The sequence below is a fragment of the Variovorax sp. V118 genome (genome assembly GCF_041154445.1).
In the GTDB taxonomy this organism is placed as follows: Bacteria; Pseudomonadota; Gammaproteobacteria; order Burkholderiales; family Burkholderiaceae_C; genus Variovorax; species Variovorax boronicumulans.
In genome coordinates, this window is record NZ_AP028663.1 from 712,554 (window position 1) to 738,395 (window position 25,842).

The following is a 25,842-nucleotide window of genomic DNA, read 5'->3' on the forward strand; positions in this document are numbered from 1 at the left end:
TCAGCCTGAAGGAACCCCGCTCATGAAGAAAATTGCACTGATCGCCGCCGTTGCGCTGGCCCTGCCTTTCGCCGCCGTGGCGCAGAACGCCACCGCCACCAAGCCGGCCGCGGCCAAGGCCGAAGCCAAGAAGACCCCGCCGAAGCGCCAGGTCACCCGCAAGGCGGCCAAGGCTGTCGAAGAGGTCACGCCGATCGCCGACGACACCAACATCGTGCTGTCCGAGTCCGACCTGGCCGTGGCGCAGCGCGTGTCCACCGGTAAGGCCCAGTGCGAACTCGGTGCCGACGTGACCGTCACGCCCGACGAGAAGAAGCCCGGCTTCTTCACCGTGACCACCAAGGGCCTGAAGTACCGCATGCACCCGGTCGAAAGCCGCACCGGCGCCATCCGCCTCGAAGACCCGCGTGCCGGCGCCATGTGGCTCCAGCTCGGCAACAAGTCGATGCTGATGAACCAGAAGGCCGGCCTGCGCATTGCCGACGAATGCCAGACCGCCGCCCAGGTCGCCTTCGCCGACGAGATGAAGAAGAACCCGCCGAAGGCCCTTTTCGAAGGTGCCGACGCAGCCAAGAAGTAAGAAGAGCACCGAACCCGGGGTGCGGCGCGGCTCTTGCTTGGCCGCTAGAGACCGCTGCGCACACCCGATAGCCTAGTTTCCGGAGAAAAGAAGATGTTGCAAGCCTACGTTGATCATGTTGCCGAACGCGCCGCGCTCGGTATCCCGCCGCTGCCCCTGAGCGCGAAGCAGACCGCCGAAGCGATCGAGCTCCTGAAGAGCGCGAATGCCAAGGACGGCGCCTTCCTGCTGGACCTGCTCACCTACCGTGTGCCCGCCGGCGTCGACGACGCCGCCAAGGTCAAGGCGAGCTACCTCGCGGCCGTGGCCCACGGCACCGAGAAGAATGCGTTCATCACGCGCGCCCGCGCCACTGAACTGCTCGGCACCATGCTCGGCGGCTACAACATCAGCCCCATGATCGACCTGCTGGACGACGCCGAAGTCGGCGCCGTTGCAGCCGAAGGCCTGAAGAAAACCCTGCTGATGTTCGACCAGTTCCACGACGTCAAGGAAAAGGCCGACAAGGGCAACGCCCACGCCAAGGGCGTGCTGCAAAGCTGGGCCGATGCCGAGTGGTTCACCAGCCGCCCCGAAGTGCCCAAGAGCATCACCGTCAGCATCTTCAAGGTGGCTGGCGAAATCAACACCGACGACCTGTCGCCCGCACCCGATGCGACGACGCGTCCCGATATTCCGATGCACGCCCTGGCGATGCACAAGAACGCCCGCCCCGGCATCGTTCCTGAAGAAGACGGCAAGCGCGGCCCGGTGAAGTTCATCGAAGACCTGCGCGCGCGCGGCCACCTCGTGGCCTACGCCGGCGACGTGGTCGGCACGGGTTCGTCGCGCAAAAGCGCCACCAACTCGGTGCTGTGGTTCACCGGTGAAGACATTCCCTTCGTGCCGAACAAGCGTTTCGGCGGCGTCTGCCTCGGCGGCAAGATCGCTCCCATCTTCTACAACACGATGGAAGACTCGGGCGCTCTGCCCATCGAGCTCGACGTGACGCAGATGAACATGGGCGACGTGGTCGAGCTGCGTCCCTACGAAGGCAAGGCCCTGAAGGACGGCCAGGTCATCGCCGAATTCCAGGTCAAGAGCGACGTGCTGTTCGACGAAGTGCGTGCCGGCGGCCGCATTCCGCTGATCATCGGCCGTGGCCTCACGGCCAAGGCGCGTGAGGCGCTGGGCCTGCCCGTCTCGACGCTGTTCCGCCTGCCGCAAAGCCCGGTCGACACCAAGAAGGGCTTCTCGCTCGCACAGAAGATGGTCGGCCGCGCCTGCGGCCTGCCCGAAGGCCAGGGCGTGCGCCCGGGCACGTACTGCGAACCCAAGATGACCTCGGTCGGCTCGCAGGACACCACCGGCCCGATGACCCGCGACGAGCTGAAGGACCTGGCCTGCCTGGGCTTCTCGGCCGACCTCGTGATGCAGTCGTTCTGCCACACGGCGGCGTACCCCAAGAAGGTCGACGTCAAGATGCACCACGAACTCCCCGAGTTCATGGCCAACCGCGGCGGCGTGTCGCTGCGTCCGGGCGACGGCGTGATCCACAGCTGGCTCAACCGCCTGCTGACGCCCGACACCGTGGGCACGGGCGGCGACAGCCACACCCGCTTCCCCATCGGCATCAGCTTCCCCGCGGGTTCGGGCCTTGTGGCCTTCGCGGCCGCCACCGGCGTGATGCCGCTGGACATGCCCGAATCGGTGCTCGTGCGCTTCAAGGGCAAGATGCAGCCCGGCGTCACGCTGCGTGACCTGGTCAACGCCATTCCGCTGTACGCCATCAAGTCGGGCCTGCTGACCGTGGCGAAGCAAGGCAAGAAGAACATCTTCTCGGGCCGCATCCTCGAGATCGAAGGCCTGCCCGACCTGAAGGTGGAGCAAGCCTTCGAGCTGAGCGACGCCTCGGCCGAACGCTCGGCCGCCGGTTGCACGGTGCACCTGAACAAGGAACCGATCCAGGAGTACATCAACAGCAACATCACGCTGATGAAGTGGATGATTGCCGAAGGCTACGCCGACGCCCGCACGCTGGCACGCCGCATCGCCGCGCAGGAAGCCTGGCTCAAGGACCCGCAGCTGCTCAAGGGTGATGCCGACGCCGAGTACGCGGCCGTCATCGAGATCGACCTGGCCGAGATCCACGAACCCATCGTGGCCTGCCCGAACGACCCGGACGACGTGAAGACGCTGAGTGACGTGGCCGGTGCCACCATCGACGAAGTGTTCATCGGCTCGTGCATGACCAACATCGGCCACTTCCGCGCCGCATCGAAGCTGCTCGAAGGCAAGCGCGACATCCCGGTCAAGCTGTGGATCGCACCGCCGACCAAGATGGACGCGCAGCAGCTCACCGAGGAAGGCCACTACGGCGTGTTCGGCAACGCCGGCGCGCGCACCGAAATGCCGGGCTGCTCGCTGTGCATGGGCAACCAGGCACAGGTGCGCGAAGGCGCGACGGTGATGTCGACCAGCACCCGCAACTTCCCGAACCGCCTGGGCAAGAACACGAACGTGTACCTGGGCTCGGCCGAACTGGCCGCCATCTGCTCGCGTCTGGGCCGCATCCCGACGCGCGAGGAGTACATGGCCGCCACGGGCGTGATCGATGCGTCCAGCGCGCAGATCTACCAGTACCTGAACTTCGACAAGATCGAAGACTACAAGGGTGTGGCGGACACGGTCACGGCCTGACGGTCGTTGCAGCCGGCGAGCGATTCGCCGGCCCCATGAAAAAGCCCCGCTTCGGCGGGGCTTTTTCATGGGCGTTCGCTGCCGGTGTCAGCCCGGCGGCGGATTCGGCTTCAGGTGCTCCTGGCCCTTCAGCACCATCGCCATGCCGGCGGGGCCGCCCACCGCGTAGGGCAGCGAGGCCTGCAGCGAATGGGCGAAATCGCCGCGGTACAGCTTGGCACCCTGGTGGGTCAGGTTCGAATTGGCATCGATGTGGATCGACTCGCCCAGCCCCGACCACAGCCGGCAGAAGCCGTAGTCTTCCGACAGGTAGCGCCGCGTGACCGGGTCGACCATCACGTCGAAGAAGCGGTAGTGCAGCCCGCGGTCGGCTTCGCCGATGCTGTCGGGCACGTACTGCAGCTCGGGGTAGGCGGCCATGAGCCGTTCGAACACGCCGCGCTGGATCGCCATGAAGCCCGTGGGGGCCTCGGTCATCTTCATGAAGCCGTCGGGCTGCACCTCGAGCTCGATCTGCGACGCGCCTTCTTCGGCCTTGGCATTGACCGTGTAGCGCGTGAACGCGGCCTCGAACTGCTGCTGCGTGGTGCCGGCCGCCACGCCGCCGGCTGGCCAGTCTTCGCGCTTGAGCGGGTAGACGCCGGCAGCGATGTCGTAGCCCGACAGCAGCAGGCGGAACGCCGCCTCGGCCGAGAAGCCGATGTCCGCGTCGATCCAGAACAGGTGCGTCCACTCCGTGTTGGCCAGGAACTGGGCCACGCAGTTGTTGCGTGCACGCGTGACCAGGCTCTCGCCCTGGTGCATCAGCACCTGCATCTTCATGCCGGCGCGCTCGGCATTGATGGTGAAGTTCAGCAGCGACGCCACGTAGTTCTGGAAGAACTTGCCGTCGTGGCTCGGCGTCACGATCACGGGGTAGAAGTGCCGGAGTTCGGACGGATCGAGCATGCGAGGGGGCTCCGTGGGGCGAGGGTCTGGCTAGCGGGCAGGGCGCTGCATCAGGCCCTGCAGCAGGGTGTCGTAGGTTTGCGTGGCCACTGCGTCGCCGGGCAGGTAGCGCCCGATGAGTGCGCGTTGCCGGTCGCGGTAGGCCTGGGCCTGGGCGTCGTGCCCGTCGATGGCTTCGAGCACGCGGGCGCTGCCGGCGGCCACGTCGTTTTCTGCGTAGTAGTAGCCCAGGTCCGCGCACAGGTGGGCGTTGTGCACCAGTGGATAGCCCTGCCAGCAGGTCTCGAGGTAGAAGTAGTTGAGCGGGTTCTCCCATTGGTGGGAGACCACGATGTCGGTGTTCTGCGCCAGGAACACCGGGGTCTCGTGTCGACCCAGGAAGACCGCCTTGTGCTGGCGCACCAGGTCGAGCTGGTTCATCAGCGTGATGAACTCCATGCTGTCCTTGGCCATGCGCTCCACGTTCGTGACCTGCAGCAGCCCGATCGCGTCGGGGCGGGCGCGGTAGGCCAGCTCGGCGATCAGGATGGGGTAGACGCAGAACTTCACCACGTTGATGTTCGGCTCCATCACGCTGAGCCGCCGCGGCCCGCTGCGCGGCTGGTACGCGCCGCCGTCGGGCAGGGCGCGGGCGCGCTCTTGCAGGAACACCGGGCTCCAGACGAAGGGCACGGCGCGCGCCTCGGCGCGGCGCAGCACCTCGAAGTACGGCTGGCTGATGTGGGCCACCTGCGGAACCATCCAGATGTCGTCGTAGCGCTGGTTGATGAACAGGTTGCGGCCCCACAGCGGCTTGCCGAACAGCATCGACTCCATCGCGTGCACGTACTCGAAGCCGCAGCAGTACGACACCAGCCGCGCGCCGCGGCGCTTGAGGTGGTCGGTCTGGTCGCCGTCGATCTGGCCGCCCAGTTCGATCAGCACGTCCACGCTGTCCTTGGCCGCCTCGAAGGTCACGGTCGGCCAGCGGGCCTGGTCCCAGGGCAGGGCGGGGGTGATGGGCGTGGCGGTCGTGTTGACCAGCACCACCGAGGCGACGCTGGGGCAGTGCTTCAGCGCCTCTGCCAGGAACACGGCGTTCTGCTTGATGCCGTTGTTCCAGAGGGTCTCGGCCTCGTGGTGGAGGCCGATCGTGATGCCGATGCGCAGGCCGGCACCCGAGGCGGTGGTCATTGGTTTTCGCGGGGGACGTAGCCCGTCAGGCGCCAGCCTTGGGGTTCGAGGCGGAAGCTGACTTTTTCGAAGACCGTCTTGTCGTTGGTCAGGCGGGTGGCGAAGTCGACGTTGGCGTACAGGCCTGCAGGGATGCCGGTGCTGTCGTCCAGGTAGCGGATGCGGGTCACGCTGGCCCAGTCACGGCGGGCCACGACGCCCACGGTCTGGCGCGAGCGTTGCGTGTTGGCAACGAATTCGGCCTTGGGAAAGCGAGTCTTCACAAACGCAGATGCGGTGTCCCAGATCTCTCCCGCCCGGTTCTCATCGATCTGCTTGAGGCTGCTGAGACCCGCCTGGACGAGTTCGTCGGCGGAGTTGCCGTCCTGCGCCAGGGCGCAGGAACCGGCCAGGGCCAGCGTGCATGCGGCCAGGAAACGGGGGAGAAACGGCTTCATTGGGCACCTTTTGTGAGGAAAACCGCTGTGACAGACAGCGGCGGCGATTCTAGGCGGGGCGTTCGGATCGACGTTCCACAGCGACATCGCCGCGCCCGGATTTGTCGCCAATCGTGAAAGTTTGTGAACTAAATCATCATTTCACGGTTTCCGGTAGACCGAAATGGCTGCAAATGTAAACGGCTGCGTACATTACCGCGTCCATTGTGAACGTCAGGGTAACTACGACCCTGGCTGGGGCGACGAACCGCGGGCGGTCGTCGTCTTCCTCCGCCGTTGATACCGCGCCCGCCCTCTGCGAACCGAGCTCGAAGAATATGAACAAGTCTTACCGAAGTATCTGGAATGAAGCCCTGGGGGCCTGGGTTGCGGCGTCTGAAATCACTTCGGCGCGGGGGAAGAAGAGCGGTTCGAAGCTGGTGAGGGTGGCAGTTGCTGCGGCGTCGCTGATGGCTGTTTCGTTGGGGGCGCAGGCCGCCTATTCTGCGGGGGGAGGTTCCGCTGGCGGCACCGACGCCATCGCGATTGGCAATGGTTCGTCGGGCTCAGCCATCGCCTCAGGGTCGTACGCCTTGGCGGTTGGCAATAACGCGCAGGCGACCTTTCACAGCGCGACGGCAATCGGCTCTGGCGCCAAAGCTTTTGCCAAGGGCGCCTACGCCTTGGGCAACGATGCCAAGGCCACCGGGACCTCGTCGGTTGCGATAGGGGGCGGGGACGGCACGGGCAACGGTGGCTCTGCCGCGTCGGGCGAGCAGGCCGTGGCCATCGGTCGCGCGACAACCGCCAGCGGCACGAACAGCGTGGCTATCGGCGGCAGTGTGGCGGTGGATGGCGGCGCGAAGAGCACCGGCACTAACGCCGTGGCGATCGGCACGGGAGCCAGCGCTGGCACCGACAACAGCGTCGCACTTGGCAGCAACAGCGTGACTGCCGCAGCGGTCCCGACTGCCAGTGCGACGGTCAATGGGGTTGTGCTGGGCGGGTTTGCCGGCGCTACGCCGAGCAGCGTGGTGAGCGTTGGGTCGGTGGGGGGCGAGCGCCAAATCACCAACGTGGCGGCAGGTCGCGTGACCTCCACCTCAACCGATGCGATCAACGGCAGCCAATTGTTTTCCGTTGCCAGCGCGGTGGGGTCGCTGTCGACCTCGACTTCCACGGGGTTGAGCACAGCGACCAGCGGGATTTCCAGCCTGTCGACGTCCACGTCGTCCGGCCTGAGCACGACCAACAGCCGCCTCAACAGCCTCTCGACGTCCACATCGACCGGTTTGAGCACGGCGACCAGCGGCATCTCCAGCCTGTCGACGGGCTTGAGTACGGTGAACAGCGAACTGGACAGCCTGTCGACTTCCACGTCGAGCGGGTTGAGTACGGCGACCAGCGGCATTTCCAGCTTGTCCACGGGCCTGAGCACCACGAACAGCAACGTCGCCAGCCTGTCGACATCCACATCGTCGGGCCTGAGCACGGCGAGCAGTCGCATCAACAGCCTGTCGACTTCGACGTCGTCGGGACTGAGCACGGCCACGAGCAGCATCTCGAGCCTGTCGACCGGCCTGAGCACCACGAACAGCAACGTCGGCAGTCTTTCGACCTCCACGTCGACTGGCCTCAGCACGACCAACAGCCGCATCGACAGCCTGTCGACGTCGACGTCGTCGGGCCTCAGCACAGCGACGAGCGGGATCTCCAGCCTGTCCACAGGTCTGAGTACCACGAACAGCAACGTCGGCAGCTTGTCGACCTCCACATCGTCGGGCCTGAGCACCAGCAGCAGCCGCATCGACAGCCTGTCGACGTCGACTTCAAGCGGCCTGAGCACGACCAACAGCAACGTCAGCAGCCTGTCGACCTCCACGTCGTCCGGTTTGAGCACGGCCACCAGTGGCATCTCCAGCCTGTCGACGGGCCTGAGCACCACGAACAGCAACGTCAGTAGTCTGTCGACTTCTACGTCGTCCGGACTGAGCACCAGCAGCAGCCGCATCGACAGCCTTTCGACATCGACGTCGAGCGGTCTGAGCACGGCGACCAGCGGAATCTCGAGCCTGTCCACAGGTCTGAGCACAGCAACCAGTGGCATCTCCAGTCTGTCGACTGGCCTCAGCACAACGAACAGCAACGTCGGCAGCCTCTCGACCTCGACGTCGTCGGGTCTGAGCACGACCAACAGCCGCATCGACAGCCTCTCGACGTCCACGTCGTCTGGCCTGAGCACCGCTGCCAGTGGCATCTCCAGCCTCTCCACGGGGTTGAGCACAACGAACAGCAACGTCAGCAGCCTGTCGACCTCGACGTCGAGCGGGCTGAGCACGGCGACCAGCGGCATCTCCAGCCTGTCGACTGGCCTGAGCACCACGAACAGCAACGTCAGCAGCCTGTCGACTTCGACGTCGTCCGGTTTGAGCACGGCGACCAGTGGCATCTCGAGTCTGTCCACGGGCCTGAGCACGACCAACAGCAACGTCAGCAGCCTGTCGACATCGACGTCGTCCGGTTTGAGCACGGCCACCAGCGGCATCTCCAGCCTGTCGACTGGCCTGAGCACCACGAACAGCAACGTCAGTAGCCTGTCGACATCGACGTCGTCCGGCTTGAGCACGGCCACGAGCGGTATCTCCAGCCTGTCCACCGGCTTGAGCACGACCAACAGCAACGTCAGCAGCCTGTCGACTTCGACGTCGTCCGGTTTGAGCACGGCCACCAGCGGCATCTCCAGCCTGTCCACAGGCCTGAGCACTACGAATAGCAACGTGAGCAGCCTTTCGACGTCGACGTCGTCGGGTCTGAGCACGGCGATCAGCGGAATCTCGAGCCTGTCCACGGGCTTGAGCACGACGAACAGCAACGTGGGCAGCCTGTCAACGTCCACGTCGACTGGCCTGAGCACGACCAACAGTCGCATCGACAGCCTGTCGACGTCGACTTCAAGCGGTCTGAGCACCGCCACGAGCGGCATCTCGAGCCTGTCCACAGGTCTGAGCACGACGAACAGCAACGTCAGCAGTTTGTCGACCTCGACGTCGTCGGGTCTGAGCACAACCAACAGCCGCATCGACAGTCTCTCGACGTCCACGTCGAGCGGCCTGAGCACTGCGACCAGTGGAATCTCGAGCCTGTCCACGGGCCTGAGCACGACGAACAGCAACGTGAGCAGCCTGTCGACATCTACGTCGTCGGGCCTAAGCACTGCCACCAGCGGCATCTCCAGCTTGTCCACGGGCCTGAGCACCACGAACAGCAACGTCAGCAGCTTGTCGACGTCCACGTCGTCCGGTTTGAGTACCGCTGCGAGCGGCATCAACAGTCTGTCGACGGGCCTGAGCACGACCAACAGCAATGTGAGCAGCCTGTCGACGTCGACGTCGTCGGGCCTGAGTACTGCAGCTAGCGGCATTTCGAGCCTGTCCACAGGTCTGAGCACGACGAACAGCAACGTGAGCAGCTTGTCGACGTCCACGTCGTCCGGCCTGAGCACGGCCACGAGCAGCATCGACAGCCTCTCGACCTCCACTTCGAGCGGTCTGAGCACTGCAACCAGCGGTATCTCGAGCCTGTCGACGGGCTTGAGCACCACGAACAGCAACGTGGGCAGCTTGTCGACCTCGACGTCGTCGGGTCTGAGCACGGCCAATAGCCGCATCGACAGCCTCTCGACATCTACGTCGTCGGGCCTGAGCACTGCGACCAGCGGCATCTCCAGCCTGTCCACAGGTCTGAGCACCACGAACAGCAATGTCAGCAGCTTGTCGACCTCGACGTCGAGCGGCTTGAGCACGGCAACCAGCGGCATCTCCAGCCTTTCGACCGGTCTCAGCACCACGAACAGCAACGTCAGCAGTCTGTCGACTTCGACGTCGTCGGGCTTGAGTACGGCAACAAGCGGTATCTCGAGCCTGTCCACGGCTCTGAGCAGCACCAACAGCAACCTGGACAGCCTCTCGACTTCCACGTCGAGCGGGTTGAGCACCGCGACCAGCGGTATCTCCAGCCTGTCCACGGGCCTGAGCACGACGAACAGCAACGTGGGCAGCCTGTCGACCTCGACGTCCTCGGGCCTGAGCACCACCAATAGTCGTATCGACAGCCTCTCGACGTCTACGTCGTCGGGCCTGAGCACGGCCACGAGCAGCATCGATAGCTTGTCGACGTCTACCTCGAGCGGTCTGAGCACTGCGACCAGTGGCATCTCCAGTTTGTCGACGGGCCTGAGCACGACCAACAGCAACGTCAGCAGTCTGTCGACCTCGACGTCGTCTGGTCTGAGCACCGCGACCAGCGGCATCTCCAGCCTGTCCACGGGTCTGAGCACGACGAACAGCAATGTCAGTAGCCTTTCGACCTCCACGTCGAGCGGCTTGAGCACAGCCACGAGTGGCATCGACAGCCTGTCGACTGGTTTGAGCACGACCAACAGCAACGTCAGCAGCCTCTCGACCTCGACGTCGTCCGGCCTGAGCACGGCGACCAGCGGCATCTCGAGCCTGTCCACTGGCCTGAGCACGACGAGCAGCAATGTGAGCAGCCTGTCGACTTCTACGTCGAGCGGCCTGAGCACAGCGACCAGCGGGATCTCGAGCCTGTCCACGAGCCTGAGCTCGACAAACAGCAATGTCAGCAGCCTGTCGACCTCCACTTCGAGCGGCTTGAGCACAGCCACGAGTGGCATCGACAGCCTTTCGACTGGTCTGAGCACGACCAACAGCAACGTCAGCAGCCTCTCGACCTCGACGTCGTCCGGCCTGAGCACGGCGACCAGCGGCATCTCGAGCCTGTCTACGGCTCTGAGCAGCACCAACAGCAACCTGGACAGCCTCTCGACTTCCACATCGAGTGGATTGAGCACCGCGACCAGTGGCATCTCCAGCTTGTCTACTGGCCTGAGCACGACCAACAGCAACGTGAGCAGCCTGTCGACTTCGACATCGTCGGGCCTGAGCACTGCGACCAGTGGCATCGCCAGCCTGTCGACGGGCTTGAGCACCACGAACAGCAACGTGGGCAGCTTGTCGACTTCGACGTCCAGTGGTTTGAGCACGACCAACAGTCGAATCGATAGCCTTTCGACCTCCACATCCTCGGGTCTGAGCACGGCGACGAGTGGCATCGAGAGCCTGTCGACCGGGCTGAGCACCACGAACAGCAACGTGAGCAGCTTGTCGACGTCGACTTCGAGCGGTCTGAGCACCGCGACCAGCGGCATCTCGAGCTTGTCGACGGGCCTGAGCACGACCAACAGCAACGTGAGCAGCCTGTCGACTTCTACGTCGAGTGGCCTGAGCACGGCGACCAGCGGGATCTCCAGCCTGTCCACGGGCCTAAGCACGACGAACAGCAACGTGAGCAGCCTGTCGACCTCGACGTCGTCTGGTTTGAGCACGGCTACGAGCAGCATCGATAGCCTTTCGACTTCGACGTCGTCGGGTTTGAGCACGGCGACCAGTGGGATCTCCAGCCTGTCGACCGGTCTGAGCACCACCAACAGCAACGTCAGCAGCCTGTCGACGTCCACGTCGTCGGGCTTGAGCACGGCCACGAGCAGCATTGATAGCCTTTCGACGTCGACGTCGTCGGGTCTGAGCACCTCCACCAGCGGGATCTCCAGCCTGTCTACCGGCCTGAGTACCACGAACAGCAACGTCAGCAGCTTGTCGACCTCGACCTCGTCCGGTCTGAGCACGGCCACGAGCAGCATCGACAGCCTTTCGACTTCGACGTCGTCTGGTTTGAGCACTGCCACCAGCGGTATCTCCAGCCTGTCCACGGGTCTGAGCACGACGAACAGCAACGTGAGCAGCCTGTCGACCTCGACGTCCTCTGGTTTGAGCACCGCGACCAGTGGCATCTCCAGCCTGTCTACCGGCCTCAGCTCCACGAACAGCAACCTGGACAGCCTTTCGACCTCCACGTCGAGCGGTCTGAGCACTGCAACCAGTGGAATTTCGAGCCTGTCGACTTCGACGTCGTCGGGCCTGAGCACGACCAACAGCCGTATCGATAGCCTTTCGACATCCACGTCGAGCGGCCTGAGCACGGCGACGAGCAGCATCGACAGCCTCTCGACGTCTACGTCCTCGGGTCTGAGCACTGCGACCAGCGGCATCTCTAGCCTGTCCACTGGCTTGAGCACGACCAACAGCAACGTCAGCAGCCTGTCGACCTCCACGTCGAGCGGCCTGAGCACGGCGACGAGCAACATCGACAGCCTATCGACGTCTACGTCGTCTGGTTTGAGCACTGCCACCAGCGGTATCTCCAGCCTGTCGACTGGCTTGAGCACGACAAACAGCAATGTGAGCAGCCTGTCGACCTCGACGTCGTCCGGCCTGAGCACGGCGACGAGCAACATCGACAGCCTTTCGACGTCTACGTCCTCTGGTTTGAGCACCGCGACCAGTGGTATCTCCAGCCTGTCGACCGGCCTGAGCACGACGAACAGCAACGTCGGCAGCCTCTCGACCTCGACCTCGTCGGGTCTGAGCACCGCCACCAGCGGCATCTCCAGCCTGTCCACTGGGTTGAGCACGACGAACAGCAACGTCGGCAGCCTCTCGACCTCCACGTCGTCGGGTTTGAGCACGGCGAACAGCAGCATTAGCAGCTTGTCGACGTCTACATCGTCCGGCCTGAGCACGGCCACGAGCAGCATCGACAGCCTGTCGACGGGCTTGAGCACGGCGACCAGTGGCTTCTCGAGCCTGTCCACCGGCCTGAGCACCACCAACAGCAACCTGGACAGCTTGTCGACGTCCACGTCGAGCGGCTTGAGCACGGCCACCAGCGGTATCTCCAGCCTGTCCACGGGTCTGAGCACCACGAACAGCAACGTCGGCAGCTTGTCGACCTCGACTTCGTCTGGCTTGAGCACGACGAACAGCCGTATCGACAGCCTGTCGACGTCCACGTCGTCGGGCTTGAGTACGGCGACCAGTGGCATCGATAGCCTGTCTACCGGCCTGAGCACGACGAACAGCAACGTCAGCAGCCTGTCGACGTCGACATCGTCTGGCTTGAGCACGGCGACGAGCAGCATCGACAGTCTTTCGACTTCGACCTCGTCGGGTCTGAGCACTGCCACCAGCGGCATCTCCAGCCTGTCCACTGGCTTGAGCACGACCAACAGCAACGTCAGCAGCTTGTCGACCTCGACGTCGTCTGGCCTGAGCACCGCGACGAGCAGCATCGACAGCCTCTCCACGTCCACATCGTCGGGTTTGAGCACGGCCACCAGCGGTATCTCGAGCCTGTCCACGGGGCTGAGCACGACGAACAGCAACGTCAGCAGCTTGTCGACCTCGACCTCGTCCGGTCTGAGCACGGCCACGAGCAGCATCGACAGTCTTTCGACTTCGACGTCGTCTGGGTTGAGCACTGCCACCAGTGGCATCAACAGCCTGTCGACCGGTCTGAGCACGACCAACAGCAATGTGAGCAGCCTGTCGACGTCCACGTCGTCAGGGCTGAGCACGGCGACCAGCGGCATCGCCAGCCTGTCCACCGGCCTGAGCACCACCAATAGCAACCTGGACAGCTTGTCGACATCCACCTCGAGCGGCTTGAGCACGGCAACCAGTGGTATTTCGAGCCTGTCGACTTCGACGTCGTCTGGCTTGAGCACGGCGACGAGCAGCATTGGCAGCCTTTCGACCTCGACGTCGTCTGGTTTGAGTACTGCGACCAGCGGTATCTCCAGCTTGTCCACTGGCCTCAGCTCCACGAACAGCAACCTGGACAGCCTGTCGACGTCCACGTCGAGTGGCTTGAGCACGGCCACCAGCGGTATCTCGAGCCTGTCTACGGGCCTGAGCACCACGAACAGCAATGTGAGCAGCTTGTCGACGTCCACGTCGTCCGGCTTGAGCACTGCGACGAGCAGCATCGACAGCCTGTCGACTGGCCTGAGCACGACCAACAGCAACGTCAGCAGCCTGTCGACCTCCACGTCGTCGGGTTTGAGCACGGCGACCAGCGGCATCTCGAGCCTGTCCACTGGCTTGAGCACCACGAACAGCAACGTGAGCAGCTTGTCGACTTCGACGTCGAGCGGCCTGAGCACGGCCACGAGCGGCATCTCGAGCCTGTCCTCCGGCCTGAGCACCACGAATAGCAATGTCAGCAGTCTTTCGACCTCGACGTCGAGTGGGCTGAGCACGGCCACGAGCGGCATTGAGAGCCTCTCGACTGGTCTGAGCACGACCAATAGCAACGTGAGCAGCTTGTCGACGTCTACGTCGTCGGGCCTGAGCACGGCCACGAGCAGCATCAATAGCCTCTCGACCGGCTTGAGCACGGCAACCAGCGGTATCTCCAGTCTGTCGACGGGCCTGAGCACCACGAACAGCAACGTGAGCAGCCTGTCGACATCCACGTCGACCGGTCTGAGCACGGCCGCGAGTGGCATCGATAGCCTGTCGACGGGGCTCAGCACGGCGACCAGTGGCATTTCCAGCCTGTCCACTGGCCTGAGCACGACGAACAGCAATGTCGGCAGCTTGTCGACCTCGACGTCCTCGGGTTTGAGCACGGCTACGAGCCGCATCGATAGTTTGTCGACCGGTTTGAGCACCGCAACCAGCGGTATCTCCAGTCTGTCCACCGGCCTGAGCACCACGAACAGCAACGTCAGCAGCCTGTCGACGTCCACGTCATCCGGCCTCAGCACCGCAACCAGCGGCATCTCCAGCCTGTCCACGGGCCTGAGCACGACGAACAGCAACGTGGGCAGCCTGTCGACTTCGACATCGTCGGGTCTGAGCACGGCCAACAGCCGCATTGACAGCCTGTCGACGTCCACGTCGAGCGGCCTGAGCACCACGAACAGCAACCTGGACAGCCTTTCGACCTCGACGTCGAGTGGCTTGAGCACGGCGACCAGCGGCATCTCGAGCCTGTCGACGGGTCTGAGCACGACGAACAGCAATGTGAGTAGCCTGTCGACGTCCACTTCGTCCGGCCTCAGTACCGCCACGAGCGGCATCTCCAGCCTGTCCACGGGCCTGAGCTCGACGAACAGCAATGTCAGCAGTCTTTCGACCTCCACGTCGTCCGGCTTGAGCACTGCGACGAGCAGCATCGACAGCCTGTCGACCGGGTTGAGTACGACCAACAGCAGTGTCAGCAGCCTCTCGACCTCGACGTCGTCGGGTTTGAGCACCGCCACCAGCGGCATCTCCAGCCTGTCGACCGGCCTGAGCACGACCAACAGCAACGTCAGCAGCTTGTCGACCTCCACGTCGTCTGGCTTGAGCACTGCGACGAGCAGTATCGACAGCCTGTCGACCGGGCTGAGTACCACGAACAGCAACGTGAGCAGCCTGTCGACTTCGACGTCGAGCGGCTTGAGCACGGCAACCAGCGGCATCTCCAGCCTGTCCACTGGCCTGAGCACGACCAACAGCAACGTCAGCAGCCTGTCGACTTCGACGTCGTCCGGCCTGAGCACTGCGACCAGCGGCATCTCGAGCCTGTCCACTGGCTTGAGTACCACGAACAGCAACGTGAGCAGCTTGTCGACTTCGACGTCGAGCGGCCTGAGCACGGCGACCAGCGGTATCTCGAGCCTGTCCACCGGCTTGAGCACCACGAACAGCAACGTCAGCAGCCTGTCGACTTCGACGTCGAGTGGCCTGAGCACTGCTGCCAGCGGCATCGATAGCTTGTCGACCGGCTTGAGTACGACCAACAGCAGTGTCAGCAGCCTCTCGACTTCGACGTCGTCGGGTTTGAGCACTGCGACCAGCGGCATCTCCAGCCTGTCCACGGGATTGAGCACGACGAACAGCAACGTGAGCAGCTTGTCGACCTCCACGTCGTCTGGCCTGAGCACTGCGACGAGCAGCATCGACAGCCTGTCGACCGGGCTGAGCACGACCAACAGCAACGTCAGCAGTCTCTCGACCTCGACGTCGTCGGGGTTGAGTACGGCAACCAGTGGCATCTCGAGCCTGTCGACGGGCCTGAGCACCACGAACAGCAACGTGAGCAGCTTGTCGACCTCGACGTCGTCCGGCCTGAGCACTGCGACCAGTGGCATCTCGAGCCTGTCCACCGGCCTGAGCACCACGAACAGCAACGTCAGCAGCTTGTCGACTTCGACGTCGTCTGGCCTGAGCACGGCGACCAGCGGTATCTCGAGCCTGTCCACCGGCTTGAGCACGACGAACAGCAACGTGAGCAGCCTGTCGACTTCCACGTCGTCCGGCCTCAGCACCGCTACCAGCGGCATCGACAGCTTGTCGACGGGTCTGAGTACCGCAACCAGCGGTATCTCCAGCCTCTCCACGGGATTGAGCTCGGCAACCAGCGGCATCTCCAGCCTGTCCACCGGCTTGAGCACGACGAACAGCAACGTCAGCAGCCTGTCGACTTCGACGTCGTCGGGACTGAGCACGGCCACGAGCGGCATCGACAGCCTCTCGACCGGCTTGAGCTCGGCGACCAGCGGCATCTCGAGTCTGTCTACTGGTCTGAGCACAACGAACAGCAACGTCAGCAGCCTCTCGACCTCCACGTCGTCTGGTCTGAGCACCGCGGCGAGCGGCATCGACAGCCTCTCGACCGGCTTGAGCACGGCGACCAGTGGCATCTCCAGCCTGTCGACCGGCCTGAGCACCACGAACAGCAACATCAGCAGCCTCTCGACGTCGACGTCGTCCGGCCTCAGCACTGCTACCAGCGGTATCTCCAGCCTGTCCACGGGCCTGAGCACGACGAACAGCAATGTCAGCAGCCTGTCGACGTCGACCTCGTCCGGTCTCAGCACCGCTACCAGCGGCATCGACAGCCTCTCGACTGGTTTGAGCACGGCGACCAGTGGCATCTCCAGCTTGTCCACTGGCTTGAGTACGACGAACAGCAACGTCGGTAGCTTGTCGACTTCGACGTCGAGCGGCATCTCCAGCCTGTCGACCGGCCTGAGCACCGCCACCAGCGGCATCTCCAGCCTCTCCACAGGCCTGAGCACCACCAACAGCAACGTCAGCAGCCTCTCGACTTCCACGTCGTCTGGTCTGAGCACCGCGACGAGCGGAATCGACAGCCTCTCGACTGGTCTGAGCACGGCGACCAGTGGCATCTCCAGCCTGTCCACGGGCCTGAGCACCACGAACAGCACTGTGGGTAGCTTGTCGACTTCGACGTCGAGCGGCATCTCCAGCCTGTCGACGGGCCTGAGCACCGCCACCAGCGGCATCTCCAGCTTGTCTACTGGCTTGAGCACGACCAACAGCAACGTGAGCAGCCTCTCGACCTCCACGTCGTCCGGCCTGAGCACGGCCACGAGCGGCATCGACAGCCTCTCGACCGGTTTGAGCACAGCGACCAGTGGCATCTCCAGCTTGTCCACGGGCCTGAGCACCACGAACAGCAACGTCAGCAGCCTCTCGACCTCCACGTCCTCGGGCCTGAGCACCGCCACGAGCAACATCGACAGCCTCTCGACTGGGTTGAGCACGGCGACCAGTGGCATCTCCAGCTTGTCCACTGGCTTGAGCACGACCAACAGCAACGTGAGCAGCCTGTCGACCTCGACGTCGTCCGGCCTGAGCACCGCCACGAGCGGCATCGACAGCCTCTCGACCGGCCTGAGTACAGCGACCAGTGGCATCTCGAGCCTGTCCACTGGCCTGAGCACCACGAACAGCAACGTCAGCAGCTTGTCGACCTCGACGTCGAGCGGCCTGAGCACGGCCACGAGCGGAATCGACAGCCTGTCGACCGGTCTGAGCACGGCGACCAGTGGCATCTCGAGCCTGTCCACCGGCTTGAGCACGACGAACAGCAACGTCAGCAGCCTGTCGACTTCCACGTCGAGTGGCCTGAGCACCGCTACGAGCGGAATCGACAGCCTGTCGACGGGCCTGAGCACCGCCACAAGCGGCATCTCCAGCTTGTCCACTGGCTTGAGCACGACCAACAGCAACGTGAGCAGCCTGTCGACCTCGACGTCGAGTGGCCTGAGCACGGCCACGAGCGGAATCGACAGCCTGTCGACCGGTCTGAGCACGACGAACAGTAACGTGAGCAGCCTCTCGACATCTACGTCGTCTGGCCTGAGCACCGCGGCGAGCGGAATCGACAGTCTGTCGACCGGCCTGAGCACCGCCACCAGCGGCATCTCGAGCCTGTCCACCGGCCTGAGCACCACGAACAGCAACGTCGGTAGCTTGTCGACTTCGACGTCGAGCGGCATCTCCAGTCTGTCGACGGGCCTGAGCACCGCCACCAGCGGAATTTCTAGCCTCTCGACCGGCCTGAGCACCACCAACAGCAACGTGAGCAGCCTGTCGACCTCGACGTCGAGCGGCCTGAGCACGGCCGCGAGTGGCATCGACAGCCTGTCGACGGGGCTGAGCACCGTCACCAGCGGTATCTCCAGCCTTTCGACCGGCTTGAGCACGACGAACAGCAACGTGAGCAGCCTCTCGACGTCGACGTCGTCTGGCCTGAGCACGGCCACGAGCGGAATCGACAGCTTGTCGACGGGTCTGAGCACCGCCACCAGCGGCATCTCCAGCCTCTCCACAGGCCTGAGCACCACCAACAGCAACGTCAGCAGCCTCTCGACCTCCACGTCCTCGGGCCTGAGCACCGCCACGAGCAACATCGACAGCCTCTCGACCGGCCTCAGCACGACGAACAGCAACGTCGACAGCCTCTCGACCTCGACCTCGTCGGGCCTGAGCACGGCCACGAGCAGCATCGACAGCCTGTCGACCGGACTGAGCACCACCAACAGCAACGTCAGCAGCCTGTCCACCTCGTTCTCGTCCGGCTTGAGCACCGCCTACAGCGGCATCTTCAGCCTGTCGACGGGCCTGAGCACGACGAACAGCAACCTGGGCAGCCTGTCGTCCTCGACCTCGACCGGCCTGAGCACCGCCAACAGCGGCATCGGCAGCCTGTCGACCGGCCTGAGCACCGCCACCAGCGGCATCAACAGCCTGTCGACCGGCCTGAGCACGACCAACAGCAATGTCGGCAGCCTCTCGTCGGGCCTGAGCACGACGAACAGCAACCTGAACAGCCTCTCGACCTCCACGTCGTCCGGCCTGAGCACGGTCACGAGCAGCGTGAACAGCCTGTCGAGCTCGGTGTCCACCGGCCTGAGCACCTCGGCCAGCCGCATCGACAGCCTGTCGACCGGCCTGAGCACGGTGGGCAGCAGCGTCGACAGCCTCTCGACCGGTCTGAGCACGACCAACAGCGCCGTCGGCAGCCTGTCGACCGGCCTGAGCACGACGAACAGCAACGTGAGCAGCCTCTCGACGGGGTTGAGCACGACCAACAGCACCGTCAACAGCCTGTCGACCGGCCTGAGCACCACCAACAGCAACCTGGACAGCCTGTCCACCAGCGTGGGCGGCGCGGCCAGCGGCCTCTCCAGCCTGTCGACCTCGACGTCGACCGGCCTGAGCACGGCGATGAGCGGCATCAGCAGCCTGAGCACGACGGTCAACACGATCAACGACAAGGGCACGAAGTACTTCCACGCCCAGTCGACCGGCGCCGACTCCGTGGCCAGCGGCAAGGAAGCAGTGGCGATCGGGCCGCGTTCCGAAGCCAGCGGCGCCAACTCCTTCGCGGCCGGCAACGGCGCGCGGGCCACGGCCGACGGCGCGGTGGCGGTGGGCTTCGGGGCGCAGGCCACGGGCACCAACGCCATCGCCATCGGCACCGGGGCGCTGGCCACGGGCTCGCAGGCGATTGGCGCGAACTCCCGTGCCGGCGGCGGCGGCGTGGCCCTGGGTGACGGTGCGGACGCCGGCGGCACGCCGCTGAGCAAGGCGCAGAACATCGCGCAGGGCACGGCCATCGGCTTCGGCGCGGTGGTCCAGCAGACCGGCGGCGTGGCACTGGGTGCGAACTCGGTGGCCTCGCGGGCGGCGGGCGTGGCTGGCTACGTGCCGGGCAGCGCGAATGCGCAGCAGGAAGCGGCCATCAAGGCCACGACCAGCACGCAGGCGGCGGTGTCGGTGGGCGATGCGGCCAACAACCAGTTCCGCCAGATCACGGGCGTGGCAGCCGGCTCGGCCGACAGCGACGCGACCAACGTGGCGCAGCTGAAGGCGGTCTCGGCGGCTGCGAAGGCCAGCAGCGTGCAGTACGCCACCAACCCCGACGGGTCGGTGAACTACAACCAGATCACGCTGGGCACCGAGACTTCGGGTCCCACGCGCATCAGCAACGTGGCACCGGGCGTGCTGCCGGGCGACGCGGTCAACCTGGGCCAGCTGCAGCAGGTGCAAAAGCAGGTGGGCGACGTGGCGCGCATTGCCTACTCGGGCTCGGCGATGGCCTTCGCGATGTCGGGCACCTACCTGCCCACGCTGTACCCCGGCGAGAAGACGATCGGCATCGGCATGGGTTCGTACAAGGGCTACAGCGCCGTGGCGCTGACCTTCAAGGCCCTGTCGGACGACGGCAAGATCTCCTGGGGCGCGGGCCTGAGCTCCACCGGCAAGGAGTGGGGCGTCAACGCGGGCATCGGCTGGAAGTGGAAGTAAAAGGCCGCTAGGCCGACGCCCCCGGTCCGGTGGCTCCCGTGCCCTGCGCGCGGGAGCCATTGTTTTTTTGGTACACACTTCGCCCATGCGCATCGGTATTTCAGTCCTCTCCCACGCGGGGCAGAACATCTGGGAAAACGGAATGGGACAGAACGTCCTGTTCCTGGCCCGGCTGCTGCAACGCATCGAATTCGTCGAGTCCGTCACGCTCATCGACGCGGGCGACCAGCAGGCGATGCCGCCGCAGGTCGACCTGTCGGCCATGGGGCTCACGCTGGGCCGTGCCCGCGAGCTGACCGACGCGCTCGACGTGGTCATCGAAATGGCCGGCGCGCTCGACGTGCAGTGGCTGTCGTACTTCCGCGCCTGCGGCGGGCGCGTGGCCTTCCACGGCGTGGGGCAGCCCTTCGTGGCGCTGGCCGAGCCGATCGTCTTTGCCGACAAGGGGCACTTCGGCGCCACCGACCGCTGCGACGAGATCTGGCTGCTGCCCAAGGACGCGGGCTTTGCGCCGATGATGCGCACGCTGCACCGCTGCCCGGTGCACGAGGTGCCGTACCTGTGGTCGCCGCAGTTCCTGGCGCAGCGCGTGGACGAGGTGCAGGCGCAGGGCTTTCGCTTCGGCTACCAGCCGCGCACGGCGCAGCAACCGGGTTTCCGGGTGGCGATCTTCGAGCCCAACATCTCGGTCGTGAAGTCGTGCAGCATCCCGATGCTGATCAGCGACGAGGCCTACCGCGCCAACCCGGAGCACGTCGCGGCGATGCACGTGCTCAACACGCTGCACCTGAAAGACCATCCGACGATGCTCTACCTGGCCAACTCGCTGGACATCGTGCGCCAGCACAAGGCCACCTTCCACGGACGGCACGACTTCGCCGGCTTCATGGTGCAGCACGCCGACGCGGTGGTGTCGCACCAGTGGCAGAACGACCAGAACTACAGCTACCTCGACGCGCTGTACGGCAACTACCCGCTGGTGCACAACTCGCCGTGGCTGCGCGACGCCGGCTACTACTACCCCGACTTCGACATCGCCGTCGGCGCCGAACAGCTGGCCGCGGCCGTGCGCGGCCACGACGCGCAACTCGATGACTACCGCGCGCGCAGCCAGCGCGTGTTCGACGCGATCGATCCGATGCACCCCGCCAACATCGACGGCTACGCACAGCGGCTATTGAACCTGGTGGGCGGCGATCCGGCGTTCCGTGCCGGCAACGCAAAGGTGGCCGCATGAGCGAGGTGCACAACCCCACCGCAGGCCCGCGCGCGGCCGCTTCACCGACCCGGCTGAAAGTCGGCGTCTCCATCTTCATCCGCAAGGGCGAGCAGAGCCTGTGGGAGAACGGCGTCTACCAGAACTGCCTGTTCCTCGTGATGCTGCTGCTGCGTTCGCCCTGCGTCGAGCGCACGGTGCTGGTGGCCGGCGGCGGCGACGGCGGCCCGGCCGACGCCACCAACTTCCTGGCCGACTCGCCGGTGCCGATCATCGACATGGCCACCGCCGCGCAGGAGCTCGACCTCATGATCGAGATGAGCGCGCAACTGGGGCGCGACTGGTCGGTGGCGTTCCGCGAGCGCGGCGGAAAAATCGTCTCGATGCGCGTGGGCAACGACTACGTGATCGACATCGAGCGCATGACCTTCAACAAGCCGCACGGCATGCTGGTCAGCGGCGCGCCCTACGACGAGGTGTGGACGCTGCCCGAGTACGAAACCTCCTGCAAGCCGTACTTCGCGAGCACCTTCCGCGCGCCCACCAAGCTCATGCCGCACCTGTGGAGCCCGATGGTGGTCGAGAAGGCGATGGCGCGCGGCGCCGAGGGCAAGCGTTTCGCCTACGAACCGGGGCGCACCCAGTGGCGCGTGGCCATCTTCGAGCCCAACATCTGCATGGTGAAGACCAGCTTCATCCCCATGCTGGGCTGCGAGTCGGCGCACCGCGCGCAGCCGCGTCTCATCGAGAAGATGTGGGTCTACAACAGCTTCCACCTGAAGGACAAGCCGAACTTCGTCGCCTTCGCCCAGAGCCTCGATCTCGTTCGGCACGGCCTGGCGACCTTCGAAGGGCGCTTTCCGCTGTACCAGGTGCTGCCGGGCGCGATCGACGCGGTCTTTGCGCACCACTGGGAGAACGCACAGAACTACCTCTACTACGAGGCGCTGTACGGCGGCTGGCCGCTCATTCACAACTCGCACCTGATCGGCGACTGCGGCTACCGCTACCACGGCTTCGACTGCGAAGAGGGCGGGCAGGCGCTGCGGCGCGCGTTCGCCGAGCACGACGCCAACCTGCCGGCCTACCGCGAGCGCGCACGCGCCCTCATCGCCAGGCTCGACCCGGAAGGCGAGGAGAACGTGCGCCTCTACTCGGCGGCCATCGAGAGCCTCTACGCGTGAGGACGACACCGATGACCGCCCTGGCCCCATTCACCGCCGTAGCCTGTGTGCTCGCGATGGCCGGCAGCGCGCTCGCGCAGGGCGTGCTGGCCCCGCCCGCGGCGCCGCAGGACACGCTCACGCGCGCCGCCGCCAGCGTGGGCGTGCAGCGCTGCCTGCCCGCCATCACGCGGCTGGCCACGCTCACTGTGCAGGGCAGCCGCGCGCACGACGTGCTGCTCGACTGGGACCGCAAGCGCCCCGATGCCGGCCCGGTGTTCTCACTGGTCGGCATTCAGTACCCGAACGCGGGCGTGGCCGCGTCGATCACCGCCATTCCCGACGACAGCGGTGCCTGCACCGTGGCGGCCGAGCGCATCTCGGTCGCGCCCTTCACCTGCGCCAGCGTGGCCGAGCAGGAGCTGAAGAACTACAAGCGCACGCCGCTGCTGCCGATCTACACGGTCTACACCGACGACAAGGAGCCCACCTCGTCGGTCTCGCTGATCGACTCGCCGCCGGGCTGCCTCGTGATCCGCCGCTACGTCGAGTACGGCTGGCGCGATCCGAATGCGCCCGTGCCGGCCGCCGCGCCGGCGGGGCAGGCGCCCAAGCGCCGCTGAGCCTGCGGGGCGCGCGAGCCCGTCTCCGACACGCGTGAACGCCCTTGACCGGCCCGGTGCGGGCCGGTGCCGTCCAAGAATGGACGCATGCCGCGCGCTCCGGTGCGGCGCAAGGAGACCCCATGCCACTGGCGACCCTAATCGGCCGATGGGCGATGCAGCCTTTCTCCAAGGCCCTGCCGCCGCTGGGCGACACCGAGCGTGCCGCGCTCGAGGCCGGCACGGTCGGGTTCGAGGGCCAGCTCTTCGCCGGGCGCCCCGATTTCGATGCCCTGACGGCCGCCGGCCCCAACCAGCTCAGCGCGCGCGAAGAAGCCTTCCTGGCGAACGAGGTGCCCGCGCTGTGCCGCATGCTCGACGACCACGCCATCGACCAGGCGCACGACCTGCCGCCCGAGGTGTGGCGCTTCCTGCGCGAGAAGCGCTTCTTCGGAATGATCATTCCCGAGGCCTTCGGCGGCCTGGGCTTCGGCCACTACGCGCACGCGACGGTGGTGGCGCGCATCGCGAGCGTCAACGTGGCCACGGCTGTCACGGTGATGGTGCCCAACTCGCTCGGGCCGGCCGAGCTGCTGCTGCGCTACGGCACCGACGCGCAGAAAGACCACTACCTGCCGCGCCTGGCCGACGGCCGCGAGCTGCCGTGCTTCGGCCTGACCTCGCCCTACGCGGGCTCCGACGCCGCCGCGATTCCTGACCGCGGCGTGCTCGTCGAGCGCGAGTTCCAGGGCCGGCGCACGCGCGGCTTCCTGGTCGATTTCGACAAGCGCTACATCACGCTCGCGCCGGTCGCCACCGTGGTCGGGCTGGCGTTCCATGCCGTCGACGAAAGCCAGCGCGAGCTGGGCATCACCTGCGCGCTGATTCCCGTGCCGCACGAGGGCATGGCGATCGGCCGGCGTCACCGCCCGATGGACAGCGCCTTCATGAACGGCCCGATCCACGGCCGGCAGGTGTTCGTGCCGATGGATTGGGTCATCGGCGGCGAGGCGCAGGTGGGGCAGGGCTGGCGCATGCTGATGGAATGCCTGGCCGCGGGCCGCGCCATCTCGCTGCCCGCGCTGGGCTCGGCCATGCAGCAGACCGCGCTGTACGTGAGCAACGCCTACGGCCAGATCCGCGAGCAGTTCGGCCTGCCGGTGGGCAAGTTCCATGCGGTGGCGGGGCTGGTCGCGCAGATGTCGGCGCAGCTGTACGCGACCGATGCGGCGCGTCGCTTCACGGCCGCCGCGCTCGACAAGGGCGAGCGGCCCAGCGTGGCCAGCGCGATCCTCAAGGTGCAGCTCACCGAGGCCGGGCGCCGCGCGGTCAACCACGGCATGGACATCCTCGGCGGCAAGGGGATCATCTCGGGCCCGTCGAACCTGCTCGGCGTGGCCTACCGGCAGGCGCCGATCGCGATCACGGTGGAGGGCGCGAACATCCTCACGCGCGCGCTCATCGTGTTCGGCCAGGGCGCGGTGCGCTGCCATCCGCACGTGCTCGAGGAGATGGCGGCGGTGCAGGCGAAAGACGAAGCCGCCCTCGGCCGGGCGCTCATCGCGCACGGCAGGCATGTGGCGCGCAACCTGTGGCACAGCCTGTTCGGCGCGCCAGTGCGCGGCGACCCGCCCGAGGCGCTGGCGGGCGAAGCGCGGCTCATCGCACGCATGAGCGCCAAGTACGCGCTCACCGCCGACCTGGCGATGGGGCTGCTCGGCGGCAAGCTCAAGCGCATGGAGCTGCTGTCGGCGCGGCTGGGCGATGTGCTGGCCCACCTGTACCTGGCGAGCGCCTGCGTGTGGCGCTACCGCGTCGATGCGGCGCCCGAGCTGCTGCCCTTTGCGCAGGCGGCGATCCGGCTGCAGCTGGACGAGGCCGGCAAGATCCTGCGCGACCTCTACGCCAACCTGCCGACGCCGGGGCGGCGCCTGCTCGGTGCGCTGGTGCTGCGCCGCACCGCGCACCTGGCGCCGCTGCGCGACGTGCAGCTGATGGCGCTGGCCGAACTGCTGCGCACGCGCCCGGACGTGGTCGCGCGGCTCGTGCCCGATCTGTCGGAGCCCGGCCCGGGCGGCCTGCGCGACCTGATGCAGGCGATGGCGCTCGGCGCGCGGCTGGGCGACGAGACCGCCGCGCTCAACAAGGTGCTGCGCCGCACGCGCTCGCTCGACGAGGCCGCGTGCTCGGCCAGCGACCCCGCGCTGGCGCTGGCCTACCTGCAGGCGGCCGACAAGGTCATCCAGGTCGACGACTTCGAGGGGCCGGCGCGCAACGCGGACGGCAGCGCCGGCCTCAGCGCGCCTGCTGCGCCGCCAGTGCCGCCAGTGCCGTCAGCGCCGCCGCCGTCTGCTCGTCCGCCGGAAAGAACGACTCCACCGCGAGTTCCTGCAACGTGACGTCCACCGGCGTGCCGAAGATGGTGATGGTGCTGATGAAGCTCAGCACGCCGCTGGGCATGACCACCTGGAACGGCACGGCCACCGCCGACAGCGCGGTGTCGAGCAGCGGCGCGTCGTGGCTCACGGCGGGCGGCG

12 protein-coding genes and 1 pseudogene are annotated in these 25,842 nt (G+C 65.8%); 6 read left to right on the forward strand and 7 right to left on the reverse strand.

The annotated features are described in order from the left end of the window. The first annotated feature begins 22 nt into the window (after positions 1 to 22). The gene (locus ACAM52_RS03260; RefSeq protein WP_139702449.1) at positions 23 to 580 is read left to right on the forward strand and encodes a lysozyme inhibitor; all 558 of its coding nucleotides are present in this window, start codon (positions 23 to 25) and stop codon (positions 578 to 580) included. A 93-nt stretch (positions 581 to 673) separates the two neighbouring features. Beyond that, complete coding sequence (locus ACAM52_RS03265; RefSeq protein WP_369646104.1) at positions 674 to 3,259, forward strand: bifunctional aconitate hydratase 2/2-methylisocitrate dehydratase; 2,586 nt, start codon at positions 674 to 676, stop codon at positions 3,257 to 3,259. 87 nt (positions 3,260 to 3,346) lie between these two features. Here the strand turns inward: ACAM52_RS03265 and ACAM52_RS03270 are convergent, their stop codons facing one another. The 6 genes from ACAM52_RS03270 to ACAM52_RS03295 all read right to left on the reverse strand — a co-directional run bounded on the left by ACAM52_RS03270 (position 3,347) and on the right by ACAM52_RS03295 (position 19,933). After that, positions 3,347 to 4,207 (reverse strand): hypothetical protein, encoded by an 861-nt coding sequence (locus ACAM52_RS03270; protein ID WP_062479721.1) that lies wholly within the window; start codon positions 4,205 to 4,207, stop codon positions 3,347 to 3,349. A gap of 30 nt (positions 4,208 to 4,237) precedes the next feature. Continuing rightward, the gene (locus tag ACAM52_RS03275) at positions 4,238 to 5,380 is read right to left on the reverse strand and encodes a DUF2827 domain-containing protein (protein WP_062479723.1); all 1,143 of its coding nucleotides are present in this window, start codon (positions 5,378 to 5,380) and stop codon (positions 4,238 to 4,240) included. After that, the gene (locus ACAM52_RS03280) at positions 5,377 to 5,817 is read right to left on the reverse strand and encodes a DUF4019 domain-containing protein (RefSeq protein WP_159275661.1); all 441 of its coding nucleotides are present in this window, start codon (positions 5,815 to 5,817) and stop codon (positions 5,377 to 5,379) included. The genes ACAM52_RS03275 and ACAM52_RS03280 overlap by 4 nt, the downstream gene beginning before the upstream one ends. 655 nt (positions 5,818 to 6,472) lie before the next feature. Continuing rightward, the gene (locus tag ACAM52_RS03285) at positions 6,473 to 18,601 is read right to left on the reverse strand and encodes a hypothetical protein (protein WP_369646105.1); all 12,129 of its coding nucleotides are present in this window, start codon (positions 18,599 to 18,601) and stop codon (positions 6,473 to 6,475) included. 3 nt (positions 18,602 to 18,604) lie between these two features. Continuing rightward, complete coding sequence (locus ACAM52_RS03290; RefSeq protein ID WP_369646106.1) at positions 18,605 to 19,633, reverse strand: hypothetical protein; 1,029 nt, start codon at positions 19,631 to 19,633, stop codon at positions 18,605 to 18,607. A gap of 84 nt (positions 19,634 to 19,717) precedes the next feature. Next, the gene (locus ACAM52_RS03295; RefSeq protein WP_308789329.1) at positions 19,718 to 19,933 is read right to left on the reverse strand and encodes a hypothetical protein; all 216 of its coding nucleotides are present in this window, start codon (positions 19,931 to 19,933) and stop codon (positions 19,718 to 19,720) included. 476 nt (positions 19,934 to 20,409) lie between these two features. Between ACAM52_RS03295 and ACAM52_RS03300 the strand changes: the two genes are divergently transcribed. The 4 genes from ACAM52_RS03300 to ACAM52_RS03315 all read left to right on the forward strand — a co-directional run bounded on the left by ACAM52_RS03300 (position 20,410) and on the right by ACAM52_RS03315 (position 25,704). Beyond that, positions 20,410 to 21,561 carry a DUF2827 domain-containing protein gene (locus tag ACAM52_RS03300; RefSeq protein WP_369646107.1) on the forward strand — a complete coding sequence of 384 codons (1,152 nt, stop codon included), beginning with the start codon at positions 20,410 to 20,412 and terminating at the stop codon, positions 21,559 to 21,561. Next, entirely contained in the window at positions 21,558 to 22,724 is a 1,167-nt protein-coding gene (locus ACAM52_RS03305) for a DUF2827 domain-containing protein (protein ID WP_369646108.1), read from the forward strand. Before ACAM52_RS03300 ends, ACAM52_RS03305 begins: the two co-directional genes overlap by 4 nt. Before the next feature lie 11 nt (positions 22,725 to 22,735). Beyond that, positions 22,736 to 23,326 (forward strand): hypothetical protein, encoded by a 591-nt coding sequence (locus tag ACAM52_RS03310; RefSeq protein WP_369646109.1) that lies wholly within the window; start codon positions 22,736 to 22,738, stop codon positions 23,324 to 23,326. 122 nt (positions 23,327 to 23,448) lie between these two features. Next, positions 23,449 to 25,704, forward strand: coding sequence for an acyl-CoA dehydrogenase (locus ACAM52_RS03315; RefSeq protein WP_369646110.1), 2,256 nt, complete (start codon positions 23,449 to 23,451; stop codon positions 25,702 to 25,704). Here ACAM52_RS03315 and ACAM52_RS03320 read toward each other — a convergent pair. Then, positions 25,691 to 25,765, reverse strand: a pseudogene (locus ACAM52_RS03320) (hypothetical protein); the annotation flags it as partial. The gene ACAM52_RS03315 and the pseudogene ACAM52_RS03320 overlap by 14 nt on opposite strands. Between the last annotated feature and the right edge of the window lie 77 nt (positions 25,766 to 25,842).